This window comes from Halococcus dombrowskii (assembly GCF_022870485.1).
In the GTDB taxonomy this organism is placed as follows: Archaea; Halobacteriota; Halobacteria; order Halobacteriales; family Halococcaceae; genus Halococcus; species Halococcus morrhuae.
On record NZ_CP095005.1, the window covers coordinates 1,267,115 to 1,291,512 of the forward strand.

Annotated in this window: 22 protein-coding genes and 1 tRNA gene; 12 read left to right on the top strand and 11 right to left on the bottom strand. The window is 65.2% G+C overall.

Features of this window, described 5'->3' with window-relative positions; genetic code table 11:
* Positions 1-19: 19 nt before the first annotated feature.
* Complete coding sequence (locus MUK72_RS06650) at positions 20-988, bottom strand: M48 family metallopeptidase (protein ID WP_244705022.1); 969 nt, start codon at positions 986-988, stop codon at positions 20-22.
* Positions 989-1,117: 129 nt separating this feature from the next.
* Here MUK72_RS06650 and MUK72_RS06655 point away from each other — a divergent pair, with 129 nt between their 5' ends.
* From MUK72_RS06655 to MUK72_RS06665, 3 genes are all read left to right on the top strand, one after another.
* Positions 1,118-1,702 carry an LOG family protein gene (locus MUK72_RS06655; protein WP_244705024.1) on the top strand — a complete coding sequence of 195 codons (585 nt, stop codon included), beginning with the start codon at positions 1,118-1,120 and terminating at the stop codon, positions 1,700-1,702.
* A 275-nt stretch (positions 1,703-1,977) separates the two neighbouring features.
* Positions 1,978-3,090, top strand: coding sequence for a FecCD family ABC transporter permease (locus MUK72_RS06660; protein WP_244705026.1), 1,113 nt, complete (start codon positions 1,978-1,980; stop codon positions 3,088-3,090).
* A 152-nt stretch (positions 3,091-3,242) separates the two neighbouring features.
* Complete coding sequence (locus MUK72_RS06665; protein WP_244705028.1) at positions 3,243-4,556, top strand: ABC transporter substrate-binding protein; 1,314 nt, start codon at positions 3,243-3,245, stop codon at positions 4,554-4,556.
* A gap of 15 nt (positions 4,557-4,571) precedes the next feature.
* Here the strand turns inward: MUK72_RS06665 and MUK72_RS06670 are convergent, their stop codons facing one another.
* Together MUK72_RS06670 and MUK72_RS06675 are read right to left on the bottom strand one after the other, a co-directional pair.
* On the bottom strand, positions 4,572-4,850 hold the full coding sequence (locus MUK72_RS06670) for a DUF7521 family protein (RefSeq protein WP_004053397.1): 279 nt from the start codon (positions 4,848-4,850) through the stop codon (positions 4,572-4,574).
* A complete protein-coding gene (locus tag MUK72_RS06675) occupies positions 4,847-5,218 on the bottom strand; it encodes a winged helix-turn-helix domain-containing protein (RefSeq protein WP_244705030.1) in 372 nt (123 codons plus the stop codon). The genes MUK72_RS06670 and MUK72_RS06675 overlap by 4 nt, the downstream gene beginning before the upstream one ends.
* A gap of 282 nt (positions 5,219-5,500) precedes the next feature.
* Here MUK72_RS06675 and MUK72_RS06680 point away from each other — a divergent pair, with 282 nt between their 5' ends.
* Genes MUK72_RS06680 through MUK72_RS06690 form a run of 3 tightly spaced genes read left to right on the top strand, consistent with a single transcriptional unit; the run spans position 5,501 to position 8,188 of the window.
* Positions 5,501-6,922: a cytochrome ubiquinol oxidase subunit I gene (locus MUK72_RS06680; protein ID WP_244705032.1), complete on the top strand. Its 1,422-nt coding sequence runs from the start codon at positions 5,501-5,503 to the stop codon at positions 6,920-6,922.
* Positions 6,915-7,916: a cytochrome d ubiquinol oxidase subunit II gene (gene cydB / locus MUK72_RS06685; RefSeq protein WP_244705034.1), complete on the top strand. Its 1,002-nt coding sequence runs from the start codon at positions 6,915-6,917 to the stop codon at positions 7,914-7,916. Before MUK72_RS06680 ends, cydB begins: the two co-directional genes overlap by 8 nt.
* Entirely contained in the window at positions 7,916-8,188 is a 273-nt protein-coding gene (locus MUK72_RS06690) for a hypothetical protein (RefSeq protein ID WP_244705036.1), read from the top strand. The genes cydB and MUK72_RS06690 overlap by 1 nt, the downstream gene beginning before the upstream one ends.
* A gap of 25 nt (positions 8,189-8,213) precedes the next feature.
* On the opposite strand, the gene MUK72_RS06695 is transcribed toward MUK72_RS06690, so the two are convergent.
* Positions 8,214-9,335 (bottom strand): ferritin-like domain-containing protein, encoded by a 1,122-nt coding sequence (locus MUK72_RS06695; RefSeq protein WP_244705038.1) that lies wholly within the window; start codon positions 9,333-9,335, stop codon positions 8,214-8,216.
* Between the two features lie 242 nt (positions 9,336-9,577).
* Here MUK72_RS06695 and MUK72_RS06700 point away from each other — a divergent pair, with 242 nt between their 5' ends.
* The 4 genes from MUK72_RS06700 to artA all read left to right on the top strand — a co-directional run bounded on the left by MUK72_RS06700 (position 9,578) and on the right by artA (position 14,003).
* Positions 9,578-10,414 (top strand): NOP5/NOP56 family protein, encoded by an 837-nt coding sequence (locus MUK72_RS06700; RefSeq protein ID WP_244705041.1) that lies wholly within the window; start codon positions 9,578-9,580, stop codon positions 10,412-10,414.
* The gene (locus MUK72_RS06705; RefSeq protein WP_244705043.1) at positions 10,401-11,030 is read left to right on the top strand and encodes a fibrillarin-like rRNA/tRNA 2'-O-methyltransferase; all 630 of its coding nucleotides are present in this window, start codon (positions 10,401-10,403) and stop codon (positions 11,028-11,030) included. The genes MUK72_RS06700 and MUK72_RS06705 overlap by 14 nt, the downstream gene beginning before the upstream one ends.
* A 180-nt stretch (positions 11,031-11,210) precedes the next feature.
* A complete protein-coding gene (locus MUK72_RS06710) occupies positions 11,211-12,983 on the top strand; it encodes a DUF7282 domain-containing protein (RefSeq protein WP_244705045.1) in 1,773 nt (590 codons plus the stop codon).
* A gap of 45 nt (positions 12,984-13,028) precedes the next feature.
* A complete protein-coding gene (gene artA, locus MUK72_RS06715) occupies positions 13,029-14,003 on the top strand; it encodes an archaeosortase A (RefSeq protein ID WP_244705048.1) in 975 nt (324 codons plus the stop codon).
* Here the strand turns inward: artA and dph5 are convergent.
* A complete protein-coding gene (dph5, locus tag MUK72_RS06720; protein ID WP_244705050.1) occupies positions 13,995-14,750 on the bottom strand; it encodes a diphthine synthase in 756 nt (251 codons plus the stop codon). The genes artA and dph5 overlap by 9 nt on opposite strands.
* A 96-nt stretch (positions 14,751-14,846) precedes the next feature.
* On the opposite strand from dph5, the gene MUK72_RS06725 reads away from it, so the two are divergent.
* Positions 14,847-15,824, top strand: a complete 978-nt coding sequence (locus MUK72_RS06725; RefSeq protein WP_244705052.1) for a class I SAM-dependent methyltransferase — start codon at positions 14,847-14,849, stop codon at positions 15,822-15,824.
* A 64-nt stretch (positions 15,825-15,888) separates the two neighbouring features.
* A tRNA-Thr gene (locus tag MUK72_RS06730) sits at positions 15,889-15,963 on the top strand.
* Positions 15,964-16,193: 230 nt separating this feature from the next.
* Here the strand turns inward: MUK72_RS06730 and MUK72_RS06735 are convergent.
* From MUK72_RS06735 to MUK72_RS06760, 6 genes are all read right to left on the bottom strand, one after another.
* The gene (locus MUK72_RS06735; RefSeq protein WP_244705054.1) at positions 16,194-17,042 is read right to left on the bottom strand and encodes a hypothetical protein; all 849 of its coding nucleotides are present in this window, start codon (positions 17,040-17,042) and stop codon (positions 16,194-16,196) included.
* A gap of 116 nt (positions 17,043-17,158) precedes the next feature.
* Complete coding sequence (locus MUK72_RS06740; RefSeq protein ID WP_244705056.1) at positions 17,159-18,577, bottom strand: HPP family protein; 1,419 nt, start codon at positions 18,575-18,577, stop codon at positions 17,159-17,161.
* Positions 18,578-18,634: 57 nt separating this feature from the next.
* Positions 18,635-20,638, bottom strand: a complete 2,004-nt coding sequence (locus MUK72_RS06745) for a DUF2079 domain-containing protein (RefSeq protein WP_244705059.1) — start codon at positions 20,636-20,638, stop codon at positions 18,635-18,637.
* Positions 20,635-22,656: a DUF2079 domain-containing protein gene (locus MUK72_RS06750; RefSeq protein WP_425311080.1), complete on the bottom strand. Its 2,022-nt coding sequence runs from the start codon at positions 22,654-22,656 to the stop codon at positions 20,635-20,637. The genes MUK72_RS06745 and MUK72_RS06750 overlap by 4 nt, the downstream gene beginning before the upstream one ends.
* A 4-nt stretch (positions 22,657-22,660) precedes the next feature.
* The gene (locus tag MUK72_RS06755) at positions 22,661-23,152 is read right to left on the bottom strand and encodes a GtrA family protein (protein WP_244705063.1); all 492 of its coding nucleotides are present in this window, start codon (positions 23,150-23,152) and stop codon (positions 22,661-22,663) included.
* Complete coding sequence (locus MUK72_RS06760; protein WP_244705065.1) at positions 23,149-24,195, bottom strand: glycosyltransferase family 4 protein; 1,047 nt, start codon at positions 24,193-24,195, stop codon at positions 23,149-23,151. The genes MUK72_RS06755 and MUK72_RS06760 overlap by 4 nt, the downstream gene beginning before the upstream one ends.
* Positions 24,196-24,398: the final 203 nt, after the last annotated feature.

Genomic DNA, 24,398 nt, shown 5'->3' on the forward strand with positions numbered 1-24,398 from the left:
GATTTCCATTCCGTTGGTGTCAGTCGATATCCACGCGATGCCATCCGGTCGATCCCTCGCTCCCGGCGGCGTTCGCGGCCTCGCGGACGCGTTCGACGCGTTCGTCGGTCGGCGGGTGGCTCGCGAGCGCGCGTTCGGTCGGCGAGCGTTCGGTCTCCCGATCGCGCGACGGCAGCAGCCAGCCGAGCAGTCCCCGATCGGGTTCGTTCGCCCGCTGGATCTTCTGCAGCGCACGCGCGAGTGCAAGCGGATCGTCGAGCACCGCCACCGCCCGCCGATCGGCCGCGTACTCGCGACGGCGCGCGTACGCCTGGAGGGCGAGCGTCGGCGCGACGAGCAGACTCTTCACCAGTCGTTGCAGGCCACTCCGCAGCCCGCTGCCAACGCTGTCGGGGCCACGCATCGGCCGGCCGACGATCAGCGAGAGCCCCCAGCCGATCAGCGAAACGACGATCACGAGCGGGACGAGCAGGATCAGGAGGAGCGACGTCACCGTCCGTAGCAGGCTCGTCGCCAACGTCCGCAGCAGGCTGTCGTAGCCTTCGAGATGGGCGAACTCGTGGGCGAGCACGCCTTCGAGTTCGGTCGGCGTCAGGAGTCGCACGAGCGACTGGTCGACGACGAGCGTGTCGCTGCCGAGCGCGAATGCGTTCGGCTGGCCGAGCCGTCCGAGATAGATCTCCGGGCGGTCGATCTCCATCCGTTGGGCCAGGCGATCGACGCTCGCGTGGATCTGCGGCGCACGTGACTGCGTGAGCGGGGTCACGTCGAGGCGCGAGAGCAGTCGTTTCGAGTTCGTCCGATAGCCGAGATAGCCGAAGAGGAGCGCGAACCCGACGGCGACGAACAGCACCGAGGGGAGCGCGCCGTCCGCGAGCAGCGCACCGAACAGTTCCGAGCCGACGAGGACGCCGATGCCGGCGAGGGCGAGCAGCCACACCCCCGCCAGCACGGCGACCCCGCGCGGGCGACGGGACGACACTGACATGCCTCTCAGTACGTGCTGCGCACGCAAAACAGTTACCGAGCGTGGAGTGTGAAGCGTGTCTGCATGCACAGGACGGAGACGGCGATCCCGAATCACACGCTACTTCGCCGTGCGGCGAGGAGGCGAGATATGGATCGGATCTGTGTCTACTGCGGGTCGAGTAGCGGCGCGCGATCGGCCTACCGTGATGCCGCGGCGCATCTCGGACGGACACTCGCCGAGCGCGACCTCGGACTCGTCTACGGCGGTGGCGACGTCGGACTGATGGGGACGGTCGCCGACGCGACGCTCGAAGCGGGCGGCGAGGCCCACGGTGTCATCCCCGACGGCCTCCGCGAGCGCGAGATCGCCCACGAGGGGCTCACCGAACTCGATGTCGTCGATTCGATGCACGAGCGCAAGCGGCGGATGGTCGATCTGGCCGACGGGTTCGTCGCCCTCCCCGGCGGCTACGGCACACTCGAAGAGTTCATGGAGGTACTCACCTGGACGCAGCTCGGCCTCCACGCGAACCCCTGCGGGCTCCTCGACGTCGCGGACTACTACGCTGAGCTGGCGACGTTCTTCGATCACCAGCGCGAAGAGGGGTTCGTGAGCGCCGACCACCGCTCGATCGTCCTGATCGAGGACGATCCCGTCGAACTGCTCGATCGGTTCGCCGACTACGAGGCACCGCCGCTGAAGAACGTCCTGGATAGTCCCGACGAGGCCTGATTGCTTCCTCCTAGCCCGCCCGGTGACTACCGGATCGATCGATGGAACGAAACCGATATATGGTTTTAGGCTGGCCTAATTCACATGCAACACGAATCGGCGGCATATGGAGGTTCGGTGCAAATCGGCGAGAGAGCCACAGTGGGGAACGATTTCGACCCGAGCGCGACATTATGGCTGAATCCATCTCTCCCCGCTGAGAACGAACCCGTCGATCGCGACCGTGATACAGGAACCGCTGTCGGGCACATCTCCGTCACGGCGGGGCACTGATCGTGGCGAGCGAATCCGCCACCGACTCCGCTCGCTCCACACGCGAGCGCTGGCTCGGCTGGATCGACGGCTCGCTGCTCACGCTCGTCGCCGCGAGCGTCGCCATCACCGTGGTGGCCGGCCTGCTCCAGGTGAGCTTCGGCGCGTACTCGATGTCGATCGCACAGGCCTGGCAGGCGGTGTTCAACCCCGATGTACTACTGAATCCGCAGGCACTCGAAGCATTCTTCCTGGGCGGCGAGATCCCCGAGATGGGTCGACGGAGCCTGATCGTCTGGAACATCCGCCTGCCGCGCGTGCTCGTGGGCGCGTTCGTCGGGATGAACCTCGCCGTCTCGGGCGCGATCTTTCAGGCCGTGACGCGCAACGAACTGGCGAGCCCGTTCATCCTCGGCGTCTCGTCGGGTGCGGGCCTGATGATCCTGCTCACGCTCGTCGTGTTCTCCGGGCTGTCGGCCGTCCTGCCGCTGATTGCGGCCATCGGCGGCGCGGTCGCCTTCCTGATCGTCTATCTCATCGCCTGGAAGAACGGCACCTCGCCGATCCGGCTCGTTCTGGCGGGCGTGATCGTCAGCACGGTCTTCGGCTCGCTTCAGACGGGGATTTTCTTCTTCGCCGACGATCTCGGAGTGGTCCAGAGCGCGATTGCCTGGACGACCGGCTCGCTCACCGGTACTGACTGGGAACAGGTCCGGATGATACTGCCCTGGACCGTCGTCTCGATGGCGCTGGCGCTGGTCAGTGCCAGACAGCTGAACGTGCTCCTGCTCGGCGAGAGCACCGCGAGATCGCTCGGCATGAGCGTCGAGAAAGTCCGATTTGCCCTTTCAGGTGTCGCCGTTCTCGCCGCAGCAGCGAGCATCGCCGCCGCGGGCATTGTCGGGTTCGTGGGACTGATCGTCCCGCACATGGTCCGGAACATCGTCGGGAGCGACTACAAGAAACTCGTCGTCGGCTGTCTGTTCGTCGGGCCGGCGCTGATGGTCGCCGCCGATGTCGGCGCACGGCTCCTGTTGAGCCCGGTCCAGATCCCGGTCGGCATCGTCACCGGACTGATCGGTGGCCCCTATTTCCTCTATCTGATGCGCAAACAGGACAGTCTGGGCGCGATCTGAGCCGTCCTCGTTCTACCCGCCGCGGTATCGACGCCGCTATCGACTGAAAGCGTTTTCCCGTCGCCTTCGCCGTTTTCCGACTTCCACTCGTCATGTTTTTAGGCTGACCGAAAAACCGAAACGCATAACATGTTTTAGGCTGGCCTAAATATATGGCGCACGACGATCCGACGGATGATGGACTGACGCGGCGAGACTGGATGAAACGCGGCGGCATCGCGGTCGCCAGTGGGCTGGTGGCTGGCTGTACCGCATCGAGCAGCGGGGGTGGCGGTAGCAACGGAAGTGAGGCCGGAAACGGGAGCGGAGCCGACGATCGGATCCAGTCCTCGACCGGAACGAGCGCCCAGGGAGGGACGACCCGGAGCGGATCGTACTCGGTCGCCATCGAACCGGTCGGCAGCGTTGAGTTCGAGCGACCGCCCGAGCGCATCGTCGGTGGCTGGGGGTTCGTCGCCGACGTGCTGATGGCGCTCGGCCATGCCGACAGCATCGTCGGACTCGCACGCCCGGGCTTCTGGTATCAGGGGTTCTACGAACTCCTCCCGTCGGTGAAGCCCCGCAACGTGGACGAGATCCCGAACACGGTGAGCAAGAGCTACAGCGTCAAACAGGAACTGCTCTACGAGCTCGATCCCGACCTGCTGGCGACCGACCCGAACCGGTTCATCGCGTCGTATCAGCTCGAACCGTCGAAGGTCTCGACGCTGGCGACGGACGTCGCGCCGTTCTTCGGCAACCTGAGTCGGTCGAAGCGCGCGCCGAGCTGGTCGAACTGGCCCGATGGGAAATCCTATCGCTACTACTCGATCCCGGAGTTCGTCGAGCGCTACGGGCGCGTCGTCGGCGAGCGCGAACGGGCGAGCGCGATGATCGATCTCTACGAGCGCACGATGGACGACATCACCTCGCGAGTGCCACCGAAGGACGACCGTCCCAGCGTCGGCCTGCTGAGCGCGTTCACGAACCCGGAGAACAAGGGCTACTTCGGCGTCATCGACCCGATTCCGGAGATCGACAAGACCTACGAGCTGAAACAGTACGGCGATCTCGGCGTCGTCGACGCGTTCGCTGACGAGTACGACAGCGAGAACGCCCATTACGATCTCAAGCTCGGCATGGAGGGGCTGCTCGACGTCGATCCCGACGTGCTCGTCTTCGACGAGGCGGTGAACGCGCTCGGCGGGAACAACGTCTACGGTAACGCCGACGCGTACGAGGGGATGCTCGAACTGCTCCGCACCGATCCCGTCGGCAAGCAGCTCGCCGCAGTCGAAAACGACCGGCTCTACCCCGGCGGAACGGGCTCGCAGGGCCCGATCATCAATCTCTTCCAGACGGAGATGCTCGCCAAGCAGCTCTACCCTGACGAGTTCGGCGCGTGGCACGGCCTCGGTGAGATTCCCGAAAACGAACGATTGTTCGACCGCCAGCGCGTGGCCGACATCATCAATGGAACTCTGTGACTGGGTTCGGCGGACTCATTCGACGTAGAGCGAGTAGACGATCGCCGCGAAGCCGAACGCCGTGAGGACGCTGTTGATCAGTACCCCGGTACGGAGTCCGACGCCGAGCAATTGGTGGGCGATCCCCGCGAGAAAGGCACCGACGGTGACGATGCCGAAACCGACCGCGAGCGCGCGGAGCGACGGCGAGCCGGTCCGCCGATGGGCTCGGTAGGCGATGTAGGCGATGGCGGTGCCCAGAACGAAGATCACGGTCTTGCTCACGACGATCGCGATCGATAGGGCTTGACTCACAGCTCGTCACCCATCTCGGACCACATGTCGGCGAGCCGTTCGTCGACAGTGCGTGCCGGCCGATCGACCGTCACGTCGACCCCGTCGTCGGTGATGGTGATGTCCAGCCCGTCCGCGTCGCGCTGGTAGCGCGTGATGCGCCCCCGCTCGGGATGGACGTCGTGGAACTCGCGGACGAGCGTGGCCCGGCTCACGAGATCCAGCTTGCGGTACACCGTCGATTCGGCGATGTCACAGGCATCGCTGAGTTCCTTTGCGGTCATGGGTTGGGAGGCCTCCCGGAGAATGGCTCGGCAGTCGGGATCGTCGAGCGCGTCGAGAACGACCTGCACCGGCGTATCCCCGTCGTCCGGCGGTGCAGGTCCCATTGTCGATCCGTGGCTCGCGGTCGGAATAGGCTACCCGATTCGCCGATCCGGATGGGTGGTTCGTCCACATCGAACTGATAACCCTGGCCTAATGTCTAACAATTGTGCACACGACTCACGACAGCGACCGTCTCGTTTCCCACGGAATGGGAATCGCCCGTCAGTTGACCCCCCTGTATCACCAACTGTCGATCATGAACGCGTCTCGAACCGCCCCCACGTGGGGATCACCGACCAGCGACCGCCGACACGCCTCGACGCCGCAGCCGCGGGTGAGCCACGATGGTTGATCCAGTCATCGCGAGCCGGCTCCAGTTCGCGCTCACCACCATCGTCCACATCATCTTCCCGGTGGTGAGCATGGGGCTCGCACCGTTCCTCGTCTACTTCACGTGGAAGGAGGTCAGAACAGGAAAAGCCATCTACGAGCAGCTCCGGCGGTTCTGGACGAAGATCTTCGCCGTGAGCTTCGCCGTCGGCACGGTCACGGGGCTGGTGCTCGAATTCGAGTTCGGCACCAACTTCGCGGCCTTCTCGACGATCGCCGGCGAGCTGTTCGGCGGCCCGCTCGCGCTCGAAGGGATGATGGCGTTCATGCTCGAAGCCACCTTCCTCGGGATCTTCGTCTTCGGGCGCGAGCGCGTCTCGAATCTGGTCTATTTCGTTTCGAGCGTCGCCGTCGGGCTCGGAACCTGGCTATCGGCCACCTGGATCCTGATCGCCAACTCCTGGATGCAGACCCCGCGCGGGTTCGAGATGGTGATGGAGAACGGTCAGTCGGTCGTCAATCTCGTCGATCCGATCGCCGCCTACCTCAACCCGCGCTTCCCGTGGATGTTCGTCCACATGCAGAACGCCGCCGTCGAGTCCGTCGCACTCCTGATGGCCGGCATCGCGGCCTACTACGTCTTCCGCCATCACGTCTGGGAGAACCCGATCCAGCATCCCGAGTTCTGGGAGAAGACGCTCAAGGTGGCGCTCGTCGTCCTGCTCATCACGGCCCCGATCCAGGCGATCCAGGGCGACGCCTACGGCCGCCACGTCGCCGACACCCAGCCCCAGAAGTTCGCCGCGATGGAGGCGGTCTGGGAGACCGAATCCTACGTGCCGGAGTATCTCATCGCCGTGCCGACCGATCTCGACAGCCTGTTCGACCCGCGGGCGAAGGAGCTGTTCGGCATCGGTATCCCCGGGATGGCGTCGTGGCTCGCCAGCGGCGGGAACGCGGAGGCGACGATACGCGGGCTAGAGTCCTTCTCGACGGAAGCGCCACCTGTCGCGATCGTCTTCTGGGCCTTTCGCATCATGGTCGCGCTCGGCTTCTGGTTCATCCTGCTCGCGCTCTGGGGGGCCTACCGCTGGTGGCGCGGCGAGCTGCTGGAGGACGATCTCCTCCACAAGGCGCTGATGGGCTCGTCGCTGCTCGGCTTCCTCGCCGTCGAGGTCGGCTGGATCGTCACCGAGGTCGGCCGCCAGCCGTGGGTGATCCAGGGCGTGTTGAAGACCACCGACGGCGTCTCGCCCGGCCTGACGGGTGCCGAGGCGACGTTCACGCTGGCCGGCTTCGCCGGCGGTTACGCGCTCCTGTTGCTCCTCTACACCTACGTCGTCGTCCGTCTCATCAGGAGTGGCCCACCGTCACGCGACGAACTCGCCGCGGTCGAATCGCCGGCGACGGAGGAGGCGGTGAGCGTCGATGATTGAACTCGCCACGCTCGCGAGCGAGCCGCTGTTCGGCCTGCCGCTCGCCGAGCTGTGGTTCGCGCTCGTCTTCTTCATCTTCGGGACATTCCTCTTCCTCGACGGGTTCGATTTCGGCGTCGGTGTGCTGTTCGCGACCCGCAACAGTGAGCACGAAAAGGAGCGACTGCTCGACGCCATCGGACCGTTCTGGGACGGCAACGAGGTCTGGCTGGTCGTCTTCGGCGGGGCGCTGTTCGCGGCGTTCCCGTCGATCTACGCGAACCTGTTCAGCCGGCACTACCTGCTGATGTTCGCCATCCTCGCCGCGCTCGGACTGCGCGGGCTCGCCCCCGAGATGTACGAACAGCGCGACGACGCGACCTGGAAGACGTGGTGGGGCCGGGCGTTCGTCGTCGGCAGTCTCGCGACGCCGTTCCTGATCGGCCTGTTCGCGGCGAACTGGCTGCTCGGCGCGACGACGATCGTCACGCTCCCGGGCATCGTCGTCGGGCTCGCGGTCGTCGCGCTGACCGTCGTCGACGGCGTCGCCTTCTTGCGGCTGAAGACGCGCGGCGAGCTGCGCGAGAGCCTCGCGACCGACGGCTATCGCGCCCTCGCCGCCTATCTCGCGCTTGTCGTGATCGCGATCGGCGCGCTCTACGCAACGACGCCCGGGCTGCGCTCGGCACTCCTCTCGCCGCTCGTCGTCGGGCTGGTCGTCGTCACGCTCGTTCTGGCGGGCGGGTACGCGCTCGCGACCGCGCGCGACCGCTACTACCTCGCGTTCGTCGCCGTGGCGGGGCTCGTCTTCAGCCTCGTGGGCGTCGTCGCCGGATCGATGTACCCGCTGATCGATCGGGCGAGCGGTCTCACGGTCCAAGACGCCATCGTCTCGACGCTGCCGCTCAACGTCATGACGATCGGTGCGGGACTCCTGCTCCCGCTGATCTTCGTCTACTTCGGCGTGCTCTACTCGGTGTTCAGCGGCCCGATCGAGGCGGGTGAGTCATACTGATGGATCGCGACGACCGGATCTCCGACGACGGTTCCCAAACCGAGGAAGAGACGTCAGATGACCCGTCGACGCCGAACCTGCTCTCGCGGATCCTGGTGACGTGGATCGAACTCACCGTCGTCGCGATCACTGGCGGGCTGGCTGGGGCGTCGATCGGCGGTCCGGTGGGGTTCATCCTCTCGCTCGCCACGGCGCTGCTCACCGTCGCGATCGTATTCCACAACGTGAACGAACTCGTCAAAGAATGGCTGCGTTTCGGGCAGGGCGTGTAACCCTGCTATCGGCGTCGGGGCGCGCTCACTCGACGGTGATCGACGCGTCGTCGACGACCGCCTCGCCGTCCTGCGTGTAGGCTCCGTCCGCCTCGCCGCCCGAGGTGATGAAGTCGTAGGTGCCGTTGCCGTTGGTGTCCTTGTGGGGCATGGCGATCAGCGTCTGGTCTCCCTGCAGGCTCGACTGGTCGTAGTCGCCGCCGGGGACCTCGGCGTAGAGCGGGATCTCGATGTCCATCGCCGTGCCGGCGTCGTAGGCATCGGAGACGCCGATGACGCTGCCCGCGACGTTGCCGTCGAGCAGGCTGCTGTCGTGGATGGCGACGAAGCCGCCGTCCGGTAGTGCTGCCGAGGCGACCGTAACGCTCGATCCGTCCGAGTGCTGGTCGTCGAACGTCGCCGACGCCATGTCGGGAGCGTCCTCCTCGCTGACGATGAACTGCTTGGCGATCGGCAGGACTTCGTCCATCGTCCGCGCGGGGTTGAACGCGTTGGGCGCGGGCCGCTGGAGGTTCAGCAGCTGGAAGTAGGTTTGGTGGTTGGCCTCCACACTGTGGATCGACAGCGCCGGCGGGATGATGTCCGGGTTGGAGATGAGCGGTGCCGCGCCGGCGTAGGCGGAGACGCCGACGGCTTCGAGGCGGTCGGCGACCGCGATGAACTCCGTGATCGACGAGTACGGGAACTCGTAGTTCGCGGGCTTGACGGGCGTCCCGCCGAGGTCCTTGATCGTTTTGCTGAGCGCGTCGACGTGGGCCTCCTCGTGGTCACGGACGTCCTGGATCTGCTGATAGACCGAATACTGTAGCGTCTCCCGGTCGAAGTAGTTCGCGACCTCCGAGCGCTCGACGTCGTTCTCCGAGTAGTTGTCGAGGAAGTCGTTGTAGTAGGCCGCCTCCAGATGCTCGAGCGTGAGCGCGTAGTTCAGGACGTCGATGTCGCTGACATCGTCGCCACCACTGCTGTCGCCGTTACCGTCGTTGGCGGCCGCGACGCCGCTGCCGACCGCGCCGAGTGCGGCCGTGCCGACGCCGACCTTCGCCGCATCGCCCATGAATCCGCGCCGCGAGCGTAGTTGATCGCTTACCTGTCCAACGAAATCGAGAACGCCGTCCGAATCCTCTCGGATAGTATCGTCATCTGTCATGGTACTCTCGTGCGTCGCCGCACGGACTATTGTTCGCCGACATCCCTTATGAACGTATGCCAGAAATGGACCCAAATTCGTTCGTGTTCCGTCAGTAGAACGTATCTCACCGGTACGAACGACCAATGCGTGTTGTACGATGATCATCGATGTACGCCACCATCGCGCTCGACGGTCCGTGGGTCGTTGTTCGACGTGGCGCGTACCGGACCCCTTTTCGCCGCCGGTCGGTTACGGCGGCCATGAGCGAGGGATGGTTCGCCGGTCTCGCGACCGATCAGGTGGGTGCGGAGCGCGTTCGCGAGGGGAGCGCCGATGCGCCGGATGCATGGCCCGACCGGGCGATCGAGGCGGGCGTCGTCACGAGCGAGGAGGCGTACTACGACCGCCTGCACGAGGCGACGACTGCGGCGGCTCGCACGGCGATGGAGGAGCGCGAGCGTGCCGACGATCAGCAGGTGATCCACGCCGTGCGCGCGATGGACGACGCCGGACGGATGGCGAACGAACTCGCCGAACGCGTCGCCGAATGGGCCGGGAGCCGCGACGCAGCATCGGGGACCGGTATCGACTACTGCCGTGAGCTCGCTGCCACCGATCCCGCGGAGCCGGCCGACGAACGGCTGGTCTCCCTCGCCGAACGGGCGATCGAGCTCGACGACGAACGCGACGCGCTCGAACGGTACGTCGAGCGAGTGGTTAGGGACGCCGCGCCGAACCTCGCGGCGCTCGCCGGGCCGACGCTCGCGGCACGGCTGCTCGCGCTCGCCGGCGGGCTCGACTCGATGGCGAAAACGTCGAGCAGCACGGTGCAGGTCCTCGGCGCGGAGGAGGCACTGTTCGCCCACCTTCGCGGGCAGGCCCCCTCGCCGAAACACGGCGTCATCTACGTTCACGAGTACGTTCGCGGCACGCGCCCCGAGAAACGCGGTTCGGCGGCGCGCGCACTCGCCGGCAAGCTCACGATCGCCGCACGGATCGATCACTACGCCGGCGATCGCAGACCGTCGCTCGAAGCCGATCTCGACGAACGGATGCGCCGGATCCGTACCGGCGGGGAGGACGATGGCGCTGCCTGACGGGGTGCAGTACCGCACGTTCGACGGCGAGGAGCGCCTCGCCACCCGGGGCGAAGCAGTCTACGGCGAGCCGGTCGTCGACGGCTGGCGGGCGTGGGACGCTCACCGCTCGAAACTCGGCGCGATGTACGAACTCGGGATGGAGCCGGGGCTCGACGCCGGCGATCGCGTGCTCTATCTCGGCGCGGCCAACGGTACGACCGCCAGCCACGTCGCCGACGTCGCCGGGCCGACCTACGCCGTCGAGTTCGCCGCCCGGCCGATGCGCGATCTGCTCTCGGTCGCCGAGACGCGCGGGAACCTGTTTCCGCTGCTCAAGGATGCTCGAAATCCGGAGACCTACGCCCACGTCGTCGAGAATGGTCTCGATCTGCTCGTTCAGGACGTCGCGACGCGCGGGCAGGCACGGGTCGCGCGGGCGAACCAGCGATTCCTCCACGACGACGGCCGCCTCTGTCTGGCGATCAAAGCCAGAAGCGAGGACGCGACACGCGAACCGGACGATGTCTTCGCCGACGCGCTCGACGATCTCCGCGAAGGGTACGAGATCCTCGACAGCCGCCGGCTCGACCCGTTCCACGCCGACCACCTCGCGGTCGTCGCCACGCCACGTTGAGCGATCGATGTCGCCGGACGGAACGCCTTCCACCACAAAGCACTTATAAGGGGAGTCTATCCTTTCAGCCATACGCCGAGCAACGATGCCAGGTCAGCATGCCCGCTTCCGGTCAGCGCACCGGGATCCCTCGATAGCCCATCCCGTATCGCCGACGAGTACGGAGTACCGACAGCGTGCGTGGCGATCGTGACCGACCGCTCCGGACTCGTCCTCGTGGTGGTCGTGGTTCTCGCCGCGTTCGTCGGTGCGATGCCAGCGGCGGCACAGGATGTCGGCAATGCGACCGATCGCCCGACGGCATCGTTCAATCAATCGACGGTGAACGAACAGCGCGGCGACATCGCCGCGATCGAACTCGATCTCTCCGGAGCGACGAACGCGACCGTTTCGGTCGGCAGCGAGGCGGTCAACTACGCGGCGAACGTCACCGTCAACGACAGCAACGGTGACGGGCGTGTGACGCTGTTGATGAATACGTACATCGCCGGTCTGGACACCAATAACTCGGTGTACGGAGCCACCGCGGGCGATGCGGTCGTCGGCACGAACCGGACGACCGCCCCGCTCGATAGCCCGCTGGAGACGAGTCAGTACAACCTCTCGGTGGCGGTCGACGACCGCCGGACCGACACGGCCACGCTCGCGCTCACCGAGCGCACGGCCGGCGAGCTCATCACCTGGACCGCACCGGCAGCGAGCTTCGACAACGCGACGAACGCGAGCGAGGTCGCCGCCGCCGTCGACAACGGCCGCATCACCGCGTCCGATTCGGTCGCCGTCGGCGACGTATCGGTCAACCAGATCAAGCTCTCGGGGATCTACGGCGCGCTCGCGGTTTCGAACGTCACGGAACTGCTCCGCAGCGGTGAGCTGGATTTCAGCATGGTGCAGACGAACCCATCGACGAACCGCCCGCCGAAACGCCTCGATCTGAACCGAAGCCTCGCGAACGACTCGATCCGCGTGGTGCCCGACCCGCGCAACGACGTGCTCTACGTCAACGTCGACACGAGGGCGGCGGTGTTCGACAACGGAACGCTCTCGGCCGGCGATCGCTTCGAGAGCACGCTCACCATCGACGGCGAGAGCACGCTCGCCGACGCCGACGAGTCGGTGAGTGCGAACGTCACGTTCGTCGGCACCGAGGTCGGTCTCGCCGACCCGTCGCTGGCCGCCGGTCCGAACCAGACCGTCTCAGGCACGACGAGCGTCGCGCCCGGTAGCGAGGTGAGGGTCCGCATCCAGCGCAACGGCAGCAGTTCGATCGTCAAGACCAACACGACGCGGGTGAAGCCGAACGGCTCGTTCGACACCTCGTTCAACCTCTCGTCGGTCGCGCCCCGGAGCACGGTCACCGTGCAGGCCGAAGGACCGCTCGGCACCGGTGATCGGATGAACACGACCGTCGGCCCGTATCGGCCGAGCGGCACGCCCGACGGCACCGCAGCGCTCGCGGTCCCCGACCAGACCACCACCGGGGAAACGGTGACGGTCAGGAACGCAACGCTGCCCGATGGCGGCTTCGTCGTGGTCCACGCGGCGAACGCCTCGTCGGACCCGCTGGGAAGCGTCCTCGGCGCGTCGAGCTATCTCGAAAACGGCACCACCGAGAACGTCACCGTCTCGCTCTCCGAGCCGCTGGCCGAAGACACGCGCGTCGTCGTGATGGCCCATACCGACAGCAACGACAATCAGGTGTACGACTTCAGCAGCTCCAACGGGGGCGAGGACGGGCCGTACACGATCAACGGAAGCGCCGTCACCACGGGCGCGCAGTTGGCGATCGTCGAGACGACGACCATCGAAACGACGACCGCCGAAACCCCGTCGGGAACCACGGCAGCGACGGCGGACGCGAACGGGACGACCGACGGGAGCGGTCCCGGGTTCGGGATCGTCGCTGCGCTGCTCGCGCTCTCGCTGGCCGGGCTGGCGTGGCGGCGGCGCTGAGGCCAACGGCAAAAGCTATACTGCCGATCGTCGTAGAGTCGGCGAATGATCGACGGACTGCTCGCCGCGCTCGCGTGGTTCGGCCAGTTCTCCGATCCGCTGGCGTGGCTGTCCGTACTCGCCTTCAGCGCCGGCGGCGTGCTCTCGTGGCGTGACAGCCGCTTCGCCCGGCCGGTGACGGTCGCCGCGTGGCTGCTGTTCGCCGTCTTCTGGCTCTCGGTGTTCCATCACTTCGCGTTCGTCCAGAAGAGCTTCATCGAGGGGATCGGAGTGCTCGTGGCGATCCCGGCGAGCGTCTACGCTGGCCTCCTGCTCGCCCGCGGACGTGACTCGCTGTTCGTACTCTCGCGGGCGGTCGCCGCGATGGGCATCATCTTCTTTCCGTTCGAGACGATCACCGCCCTTCAGGAGTTCCTCATCGAGAGCGTGACGAGCCAGACCGCCTTTCTGATGGAACTCATCGGCGCGGAGCCGACGGTCGTCTCGGGGGCGATGGTGCCGGACGGAACCTACCCCGCCTATCAGAGCACGTTCTGGTTCGCCGACGGCGGCCACACGATCACCTACACCATCCTGATCGCCTGCACCGGCATCGGCAGCATGGCCATCTTCGGCGGGCTGATCGCCGCGACGTCGGCCCCGCTCTCGCGCAAGCTCCGCGCGCTCGCCGTCTCGATCCCGGTGATCTACGCGCTGAACCTCGTCCGCAACGTCCTCATCGGGCTCGGCTTCGGCCTCCAGAAGTTCCACGTCTTCCCCGACATCGTGATGGGTCTGTTCGGCGCGAGCGACCCGTACAAGGTCTCGTATTTCATCGTCGATCGCGTGCTCGCACAGAGCCTCTCGGTGCTGGCGCTCGTCGCCATCACGTGGGTCGTCGTCCGCGAACTCCCCGAGATCATGGTCGTCATCGAGGACGTGCTGTTCATGGCCACCGGCACGGAGTACGACCTTCAGGATGCGATCGGGACGACGGTTCGCGCCGACGGCGGCGTCGCCGAAACCGAGGACTCAGAGTAGCTCGGGCGGTGCGTCCGCGAGCGCTTCGAGTGCCTCGCGTTCGAGATGGTGGAGTTCGCCCGGAAGGACGAGCAGATGGAGTGGGTCGCCGAACTCACCCTCCGCGAGCGCCGACAGTCGGTCGGCGACCACGAGCGGCTCGGGACTGCCGGCACGGGCGACGACGACTCCCAGCCCATCGAGTTCGGGCGCGAGCCGCTCGGCGGCGACGTCGGCGCTCATGTATCGCTCTTCGGTGGCCTTGATATCGAGATAGCAGAGCGTGTGGAGCCCACGATCGCGGTTGTCTTCGATGGTCCCGACGACACTCTCGGGGACCGGTCGATCACGGTAAGAAAAGGGGATCGTCGTCGCCTTGCCGAAGCGATAGTTCTGGAGGCCGGTGAGCGAGCCCGCGGCGGTCTGAGCGGTCGTTCCGTGGACGATCCGCGTCTCGATGTCACGCTCGTGGGCACGAAGCCGGAGATCCGTGTGCGTCGTCGAGACTATCGGATCGCCAGCGACGAGAAACACTGTCGAACCAGTTTCGGCCGCATCGAGGATCGGTGCCGGCTCCTGTTCGACGCCCGCCCGATCGCGGACGTCGATGGCGACCTCGTGGTGGGCTTCGAGCTCTTCGATCGTGGTTCCGACGAGCCGGCTGGTGTAGAACTCGGCGAAGACCCGGTCAGCGTCCCGGAGTGCTTCCTGACCCTGGACCGTGATCGAGCGCTCGTCGTAGAGACCGAGCCCGACGAAGGTGAGCATTGGCCCGCCTCGGGCGGCGGACGGATTAAACGACTCGCACCGGAGATTGCTGCATCGAAACGCCACGCTTAGGCCGGCCCGGCGGCGACTGCGGGCATGGAACTGCCGTGCGTCCGCGCTGCGCGCGAGAACGGCGAAACCGTGCGGGCGGTGCTCGCCGAGCGCGAACTCGTCGATCGCGACCACGAGATCACCGTCGTCGACGGGCGGATCTTCATCCCCGTCACCGACAGCGAAGCGGTTCCCGACGAGTACGCGGTCGTCACACACGACGCACCGGCACGCGAGACGCAGGAGATGCCCGCGGATATCCTCGGTTTCGAGCCGACCTACGAGCGCCTCGGCGACGTCGTGCTCGTCGACGAGGACGATCCCGAGCGCGCCGAGCGGATCGCGGCGGCGGTGATGGAGTCGGCGCTTCCCGTCGAGACGGTGCTCGATCGTGCCTCGAAGGTCACCGGCGAGTTCCGCACCCGCGAGTGGGACCATCTCGCCGGCGGCAGCACCGAAACCGTCCATCGCGAGTACGGCTGCGAGTTCGCCCTCGACATCGCCGAGGTGTACTTCTCGCCCCGACTGGCGACCGAGCGCCACCGCGTGACCGAGAAAATCGCGGCGGACGAGCAGGTGGTCGACATGTTCGCCGGCGTCGGCCCGTTCGCGATCCCGGCGGCCAAGCGCGGGGCGGAAGTCGTCGCCGTCGATCTGAACCCCGTGGCCGTCGACTATCTCCGCGAGAACGCGCGGCGCAACGACGTCGCGGAGCGAGTCACGGCCATCGAGGGCGACGTGCGCACGATCGCCGACGAGTACGAGGACTGGGCCGACCGGCTCGTGATGAACCTGCCCCACAGCGCCGACGAGTTCCTCGACGCGGCGGTGCGCCTCGCGAGCGACGACTGCCTGCTCCACTACTACGACATCCAGCACGAGTCGGATCCCTACGGCCCCGGCGAGCGCGCGATCCGCGCGGCCGCCGAGGAGTACGAGGTTACGGTCGAAGCCCGTCAGTCGGTTCGCTCGTACGCGCCCCACGAACTGAACGTCTGCCTCGACGTGCGACTGCGCGGGTGATCGATCGCAGTCGATCACGGCGATTCGCAACGATTATACCGTTCGTGGGCGCAGTTGGAAGTAGGCCGGTGTAGCTCAGACTGGCTAGAGCGAATCCTTCGTAAGGATTAGGCCGAGGGTTCAAATCCCCCCACCGGCTTCCTCGCTTATATTCAAAGCCTACGGGCTGTTCTCCGCCGAACTGGTAGTTCTGGTGCTCGTCGATAAGTGGTTCGTTGGTCGGTGAGTCGCTAGCGATACGTACCGCTCAGATTGGATGGAATCTAGATCATAAGAAGATGGTCCAAGGTTCTGGTGGCTGCTGAACGGACTTCCCCGACCAGCTACTGGCAGGAAGTATACTATATTGATATCGGGAGAGGTTGTGTCTTATAACCGCTCTTGAATATCAGATATCGTTTGTCGTACAGTTACTAGTGTACTTACTGCCTCCTGCATGTTGGGGGAGTGTGTTGGATGTGCTACCTCATTCCGCCTGTCTCTGAGATAATCTAAATGAGATAAGATTGATGGTCTGGAAGATTCATCGTATGTATCATCAAGATTTGAAAGAACCTGTCCGAATGTTTCTGTGTCGATACTGTGATCAGTTTCAGTTACGTACCAGGTACCAAGCCTCTCCTCAACAGCTCTCAAACATAGAAACACTGTTGCTGTGGGGCAGCTAGCCGCGGCAGTTCGGCAAGCCTCCGCAAGATCATCTTGAGTTTGGGAAGGAAGATCCTCCCATATGCCTTCATGTTGAAACAGACTTGATGGATCTTTCATTGCTCGATCTATATTCAATATACCTTCAGAAAACACAGGTATCCTAACTTCGTTTCCTAACTCAGTTCTTATAATTCTGACCCAGCTATCTGTTGCGTTTGCCAATTCGCGGCCATCTCGGTTGTTGATCATAGGGGTCGAATTGTTTTCCTCGTCTTGTGTTGAATCAGTCTCATCAGAACCTTCATCATCATTAAGATATTCATCTTGCAGTTCGTTTCGTTTTTGCGCTATATCTGAAACTACACCGGGACTCATTCCAACACGAGCTAATTTTTGTTCCAATGACCAAAGGGCCGCTAGTATGTACATGTCTGTTGATTCGTGGTTTATAAGTGGATGATTTTGAGAACCAGCTTGCCGAAGATATGTCAACCGCGAACCGATTTCCAACGCATCAACAAGTGTTATGTCTTCTCTTTCGCTACCTTCGGAACTAGATTCGCTCATGTGCGAAACAAACACACTCATTAATATAAGATTTCCCTATCTTGGGCCGATAGATAGAAGATATTTATTTAACCATTATTTGATAACTCATACAGAATCAATTCGTTGTTTATGTCTCACTCCCGTTCGAGCGGCCGGTAACGCCGATCAACGATGGCGACGTCACACTCGATGTCGTGGAGACGCTGGAAGGTCGCCGGCGAGAGCAGTCGTGAGACGGCGCTACGGTCGGCGCTCGCGCCGAGCATGAGGAGGTTCTGGCGCGACGAGGCGTCGGCGAGGAACTCCTCGATCGGGCCGTGGGCGACGCGGGTTTCGATCCGCTCGGCGAACGTCTCGACGAGTTCGGCGAGCATGCTCTCGGCGTCGCGGCGCTCGTGTTCGTTGTCGATGCAGTGACAGAGGCTCACCTTTCCCGCCCGGCCGGTGAGCCGGCAGGCGAAATCGAGCATGCTGTGGGCGACGTCGCTCGCGCGCCGGACGGAGACGAGCACCCGCGACCAGTCGGTGCGACCGTCGGCCGAGCGGTGGGCGATCACGTCCATGTCGGTCCGGAAGAGCGAGGTGACGAACGAGGCGGTGCGGCCGTCAGCGCGCTCGTACGGCGTCACGATGAGATCGCAGTTGGCCTCGCGGGCGGCACCGAGCGCCGTCGTCGCGGGTGCTTCCGCCCCGCGCTCGATGACAACCACCTCGCAGGGTACGTCCATCGTCTCCTCGATCCGTTCGGCACACGCTTCGAGATGGCTGGCGTGGGTCTTCGTTGCCGTCGATACTTCCCTCTCCGTCCCGCCGTCGGTGGCGACATCTTTGGGCGACTCGACGATATCGAGCAGGACGACCTTCCCGGCGTCGTGGGCGGCGGCGATGCGTGCGCCGAAGGATGCGGTCGCGTCGGCGTGATCGCCGCGCATCGGGACGAGGACGTGATCGTCACCCTTGGTCGACTGGTAGAGATAGCGCGCCCGGTGGCGATAGACACGCCGGTGCCAGAGGACGAACACGCCGGCGACGAGCAGACTCGATACGGCGATGCTGAGCACGTAGCTGAACCCCGGTGCGTCGTCGACGACCGCGAGCAGCGCCGTCGAGAACGCCGCCGGCTCCTCGATGCTGAATGCCCACGTCGCCGCGCCCGTGAGCAACATCGCGAGTGCAGCGCTGGGAGCGTGGATCGATCCGGGACCGCCGGCGTAGAACAGCCAGCCAGTCAGCTCGATGGCGAGCCAGCCACACAGCGCGCCGACGGTCAGCCCTGCGACGAACCGTAGCGGCGACGAGTAGCGCTCCTCGGGGTGGGCGAACAGTAGGTATGCCCCGGAGGCCAGCGGCGGAAAGAGCAGAAAGGAGAGGTTCGTCGCGTTCGCAACGAGCGTCACCAGCCCGACCAGCAGCGGGACGAACAGCACGACCGACAGATGGACGAGGTTTCGCGTGCTCTCCAGCCAGCGGCGGAACTCGTGGAACTCCCGCCGCTCGAACCGCCGCGAGCGCGACACGGCGGCTCGGCAATACGCTCGCACTTCCTCGCGCATACTCACTCCTCGGTGCTTGGACGAAAAACAGCTTCCGCATTCGACACGGCCCGACCGTCAGTTCGTGCCCGTACTACTGTTCGCTCCCGAAGCCGACTGGACGGTGACGTTTTCGAGCGCGAACCGCCCCGCGCCGCCGGCTTGCGAGGCGCGGAACTCGACGTTCGAGTGCATCCGATCGAGCGTGAACGGGACGGTGATGGTTTCGAGGCCGTCGGTGTTCGTGACGTTTTCGGTCGCGACGGGCCGTGGCGTGGTGCCCGCGGCGACTTCGAGGTTGGCGACCGGTCGCTCGCCGGTACTGGTCGCGTTGACCCTGAACGTCGCCGTGTATTCGCCGGGCGGTAGCATCGTTCCCGGGCCGTACCAGTAGTAGGTGCCCTCACCGCCGCCGGAGCCGACGAGCTGGCCGTCGATCCGCAGCGCGTCGTTCGGGATGAAGTCGTTCAGCTCGTACGTGCGCGGCTCGACAGTGTAGTTCCCGCGAATTCCGTCGGGAGAGCCGTTGTAGCCGCGCTTGAACACCCACACCTCGTCGTCGTAGCGCACGAGACCGTACTCCGTGCCGAACTGGTTGGCGTAGGTCGATCGGATCGGCTGTGCCCACTCGACGCCCTGCGTTTCGAGCTTCGTATCGAGGAGGATATACTCGGGTGTCGGCTTCTGGTTGTTGCGCTGATACCGATAGAACAGCGTCCGGTTGGCGCTGAAGGTCGCGTTCGGCCGCTCGGCGACGTGGGGGAAGACGTCATTCTGAGTGAGCAACGAGGCGTTCTCGGGCACCGTGTCGATGCCCTCCTCCAGCATCTCCGTGTGGTCGTTCGTTCCCGGCACGGCGTTTTTCTCCGCACCGATGGCGACGCCGACCGCGAGGTTCACCACCAACACGAGCGCGAGCAGTCCCGACAACACCGTTCGTGCCGAGGCACGCGCGCTCTCGGTGTCGACGATCTCGCTGGTGTCGATGCGGGCGAGCACGCGCACTGCGCCGATGTAGACGAACGGGAGCAGGTAGAGCGGGTAGTGTGCGCCGAAGGTGTAGTAGACGTCGCGACCGGCGAACACCCACGCGAAGCCGATGAAGGGGATCAGCGAGCCGAGCGTGAGCTCGTCGGCGACCGCGAGGAAGAGCACGGGCAAGAGGAGGAGCACGAGATAGACCACCTTGTCGAAGATCGCGATCGAGACCGAGTCGATGATGAGCTCGGGATTGCCGAGCACGATCGTGATCAGCTGGCCGATCCCCACCCGCGAGCCCTCGACGAACGGCTGAAGCGGGGCCGCGATCACGTCGGTCGGGAGCCCCGAGGCATCCGTGTACTGACCGATGGCCCACCCCGAAACCACTCGCGCGACGACGAGGATGCCGGCTGCAACGCCGATATACGGGGCCTCGCGCCGGAGTCGGCCACCGCGGAACGAGACCACGACGAGCCCGACGAGGAAGCCGCCGACGAGGATCGTCGTGAACTCGTTGGTGAACAACACGAGCGTGAGGAAGGCGAGGAAGGCGATGTAGCGCCGCTCGGAGTAGGTGTAGTAGGCCGCGAAGATCAGCAGCGGCAGGAGGATCTGCTCCTGGAAGTCGAACAGCCACGCCGACCAGAGGAAGGGGTTGAGCGCGTACGAGGCCGTCAGCAGGCCGGCGAGCCGGTCGCTCTCGATGTGGCTGCGCGCGAGCACCCAGAGCATCGGCACGCTCGCGGCGAGCAGCCCGGACTTGATCACGAGCAGCGTGTACGGCGACGGGACGAGCGCGTAGATGGGCAGGAAGGCCAGCAGCGTCGCCGTGAAGTGGCCGCCCCAGTAGGAGCTCTCGGGCCCGCGGACGGTGTATTTGCCCTGTTCGAGGAAGCCCTGGCCGTGCAGGGTGCTCTCGAACATGTGGATGTAGCTGCCGAAGTCGGCGCCCGTGAGCCAGAAGCTCCGGTAGAGCAGGGAGAGGTAGATCGAGAAGCCCACGAACAGCGCCAGCGCGAGCGCGAGGACGTACCACGTCGGGCTGGAGCGCTCGGGGAGGTAGTCGCCGACGGTTGCGGCGACCCGGTCGGTCGTGCTCATGCACTCCCCGCCGAGGCATTCGCAGTAGCGTTTTTCGATTCGTAGTTCACGCGCACCCCGTCGAGCGCGATCCGGCCCGACCCCTCACGGATCCCACGGAACTCGACGTCGGTGATCGTCTCGTCGATGGTGAAGTCGACGGTGACGTTCCGCCAGCCGTCCGTCGGTGCGATGGATTCGCTGGCGATGCGGCCGTGATCGTCGCCACCGGCGACGTCGACCGTCAGGACGGGATCGGAGCCGCTCCCCGAGGCGTTGACCCGGAAGGTCGCGGTGTAGCTACCCGGCGTCAGCGTGTCGTAGGGCCCGAACCACAGGTAGTCGCCCGCGGAGCCGTTGTCGCTCACGATCGTTCCGTCGGCGCGCTCGCCGGTGCCCGTCGCCATGCTCGCGGCGTCGTAGCGGCGCGCGCCGGGTTCGGACTGGGTGACGCCCTGGACGGGGCCGTCGTAACCGCGCTTGAAGATCTGAATCCCCTCCTGATACCGATAGAGGCCGTACTCGTCGCCGAGGCGGTCGGCGTAGGTCTGCTGGACGGCCCGCGCCCACGGCGCGTTCGGGTTGAGCTGCGTGTCGAGCAGCAGATATTCGGGTGTGACGTTCTGCCAGCGCCGTTCGTAGGCGCTGAACGTGCCCGGGCTCACGATGAACGAGGCGTTCGGGCGCGTCGCCACGTGAGGGTAGATGTCGTTCTGCGCGATGAGCGAGGCGTCCTCGGGGATCGAGTCGATGGCCGTGTCGAGTGTCTGGCGGTGGTCGTCGTCGGCCGGCGGCGGCACGGCGAGATGGCCGCCACCCGAGGCGGCACCGCTGACGAGACAGAGCACGAGCACCGCCGAAACCAATCCGGCGAGCGTCGATCGCGAGGGCCATCGCAGCGCGTCGAAGCGACCCGAGAGCCGGCGGAGGGCGTGGATCGCACCGATGTAGACGAACGGCAGCAGGTAGAGCGGGTAGTGTGCGCCGAACTCGAAGTAGACCGCCTTGGCCTCACCGGTGAACACCCATGCGAAGCCGAGATACGGCGCGAGTGCTGCCAGCGAGAGTTCGTCGAACAGCGCGAGAAAGGCCACCGGCAGCATGAACGCGACGAAGAAGAGCAGTTTGTCCGCGACCGCGAACGTCGCCGAGTCGATCAGTAGCATGGGGTTCGCGAGGACGGTCATCGCGAGATCGACGATCGAGACGCGCCCCATGCCCTGGATGAACGGCTGGAGCGGTTCGGCGACCACGTAGGTCGGCAGACCGCCGAAGACGCTGTAGTAGTCGATGGCGGCGCTCGACGCGACGCGCGCGACGACGACGAGCACGCCCGCCCCGAGGATCATCGGGCCGCGTTTCCTGAGCCGGCCGGCGATCGCCGCGGCGACGAACAGCCCGCCGATGAAGCCGATCGTGGGGAAGACGACGAACTCGTTGGTGAACAGTACGAGCGCGAGAAAGCCCAGAAACAGGAACCGACGATCCTTCTGATAGCAGTAGTAGGCGGCGAAGAGGAAGGGTGGTATCAGCACCTGTTCCTGGAAGTCGAACGACCACGCCGACCAGAGGAACGGGTTGAACGCATACGAGACGGTCACGACGCCCGCGAGGCGATCGCTGTCGAGGCGGTCGCGCGCGAGCAGCCATAGCACCACGACCGACGCCGCGAGCACGAACGACTTGGCGACCAGCAGCGTATACACCGACGGAACGAGCGCGAACAGCGGCATGAACAGCAGGAGGGTGAGCGAGAAGTGTGCCCCCCAGTACGAGCCGGAGGGGTGGCTCGCGCGATATTTCCCGTGCTGGAGCCAGCCCTCGCCGTCAAGCGTGCTCGAAAACATGTGGGTGTAGGCCCCGAGATCGGCCCCCGTCGTCTCGAAGCGGGCGTGCATCAGCGCCGTGTAGATCGAGAAACCGACGAACAGCGCCAGCGCGAGTCCGAGGACGTACCACGTCGGACTGCCGCGCTCGGGGAGGCTGTCGAGTACGCGATCGGAAAGCGAATCGCTCGTACCGATCGAAAGCGATTCCATGAGCCTACTCACGCTTGTCCTCGCCGAGATAGCGCTTGATCGTCTCGAACGACATTGACGAGCCGTCCGAACTCCAGACCCACTTCTCGCTCGCGCCGAACCCCCAGAGCACGCCGACGCCGATGCGGAGGATGTTCGAGATCGATGGGTTGACGTGCAGGATATCGACGAAGACGATCAACGCGACGGTGCCGATCCCGACGCCGACGATCCGCGTCGCACCGTATTTGAGTCCGCGCCAGAGCCACTGACCGATGCCGGCGGTACCGTTCTCGCGCCACGTCCAGCTATCGTTCATGATGTAGTTGGCGAAGATGCTCACCGCACTGCCGAGTAGGCCGGCGACGATATACTGGAGACCAATGGCCTCGTAGGTGAGCAGGAACACGCCCTGGTTGATGACGATTCCCATGACGCCCACGAGGAGATATTTGAAGAGTCGCTTGTTCTGCGGGTCGAACAGCGATCGCTCGCTGAGTTCGTCGAGAACGCTCATGCGCGTACCTCCGTCCGGGTCGCGCCGTTCTCGCTCTTGGTCGGCGGCGAGAGGAGTAGCTCCTTGAGTCGTGGATAGACCTCCTCGAAGCCGTGGGATTCGCCCTCGGCGCGCGCCCGACGACAGCGCTCCTCGTAGCCGTCGTCGTGTCGCCACTCGCCGTAGATGCGGGCGATCGCGTGGGCCAGCCCGCGCGGGGTTTCGGCCTGCAGGACGGCTTCGTTCTCACGGACGTGTGTCGAGAGCGGCGTCGTCACGATGGGCGTGCCCGACGCGCAGGCCTCGTTGATCACCATGCTGTCGGTGTCGACGCGTGCCGGATGGAGGACGACGTGAGCACGCGCGTAGGCGTCGGCGAGTTCGTCCTCGGTGAGGAAGCCGAGCCCGTCCACGTCGCCCGCACCGTCACCGGTCGTCACGACGCGGACGTCGTCGGGGAGGCGCTCGGCCACGGCCTGAATCGTGTCCCAGCCCTTCTCGCGGATGTGGGCGGCAGTCGTGAGCACGGTGAACTCGTCGGCACGTTCGTCGCGATCGGGGTTGAACTGCTCGATGTCGACGAAGTTCGGGATATGTACCGTGTTCGCGTGGGGCGAGTCGTAGGCCGGCGTGACCGAGTGGACGACGTCGAAGCGCGAGAGGTCGCGGTCGCCGAGCAGCCGGTAGAGCAGTTTCGTGGCCGTCGGCACGATGCCGTAGTGGGCCTCGTAGAGTTTCTCGGAGACGTAGACCCACGAGTGGATGCCCGCGATGCGCGTGTCGCCACCCGAGAAGAACAGCTCGGAGAAGGGGTTGTAGAAGACGTAGGCCGTGTCGAACCCGGAGAGGTCGTGATGCCAGGCCTCGCGGTAGGGTACCTGGGAGTCGAGCACCTCGCGGACGTCGACGCGGCGCTCGTCGCCGGGGGCGTAGGGGAGCGCGCGCACCGACACATCGACGCCGTCGGCCGCGAGCCGGTTGGCGAGCGCGCAGACCCACTTCTCGCCCCCGCGGTAGTGTTCGACCGAGAGGTGCGGACAGAGAGCGATTCGCGTCCCCGTCATCTCAGGATCGCAGCGGGGTCGCCGGGTCGGTTCGAGGCGAGCGACCGCGCGGGGACCGTTCGCGCGAGGGACGATTCATTAGGGAAACGAACCGACCCCGACCAATTAAGTATTACCTATCGGACTCGATGCATGTGTCGCATCCACAGTCCGGACGCCACGGAACCGTCCTTGCGATCGTGATTCGATACTGTCGGACAGAG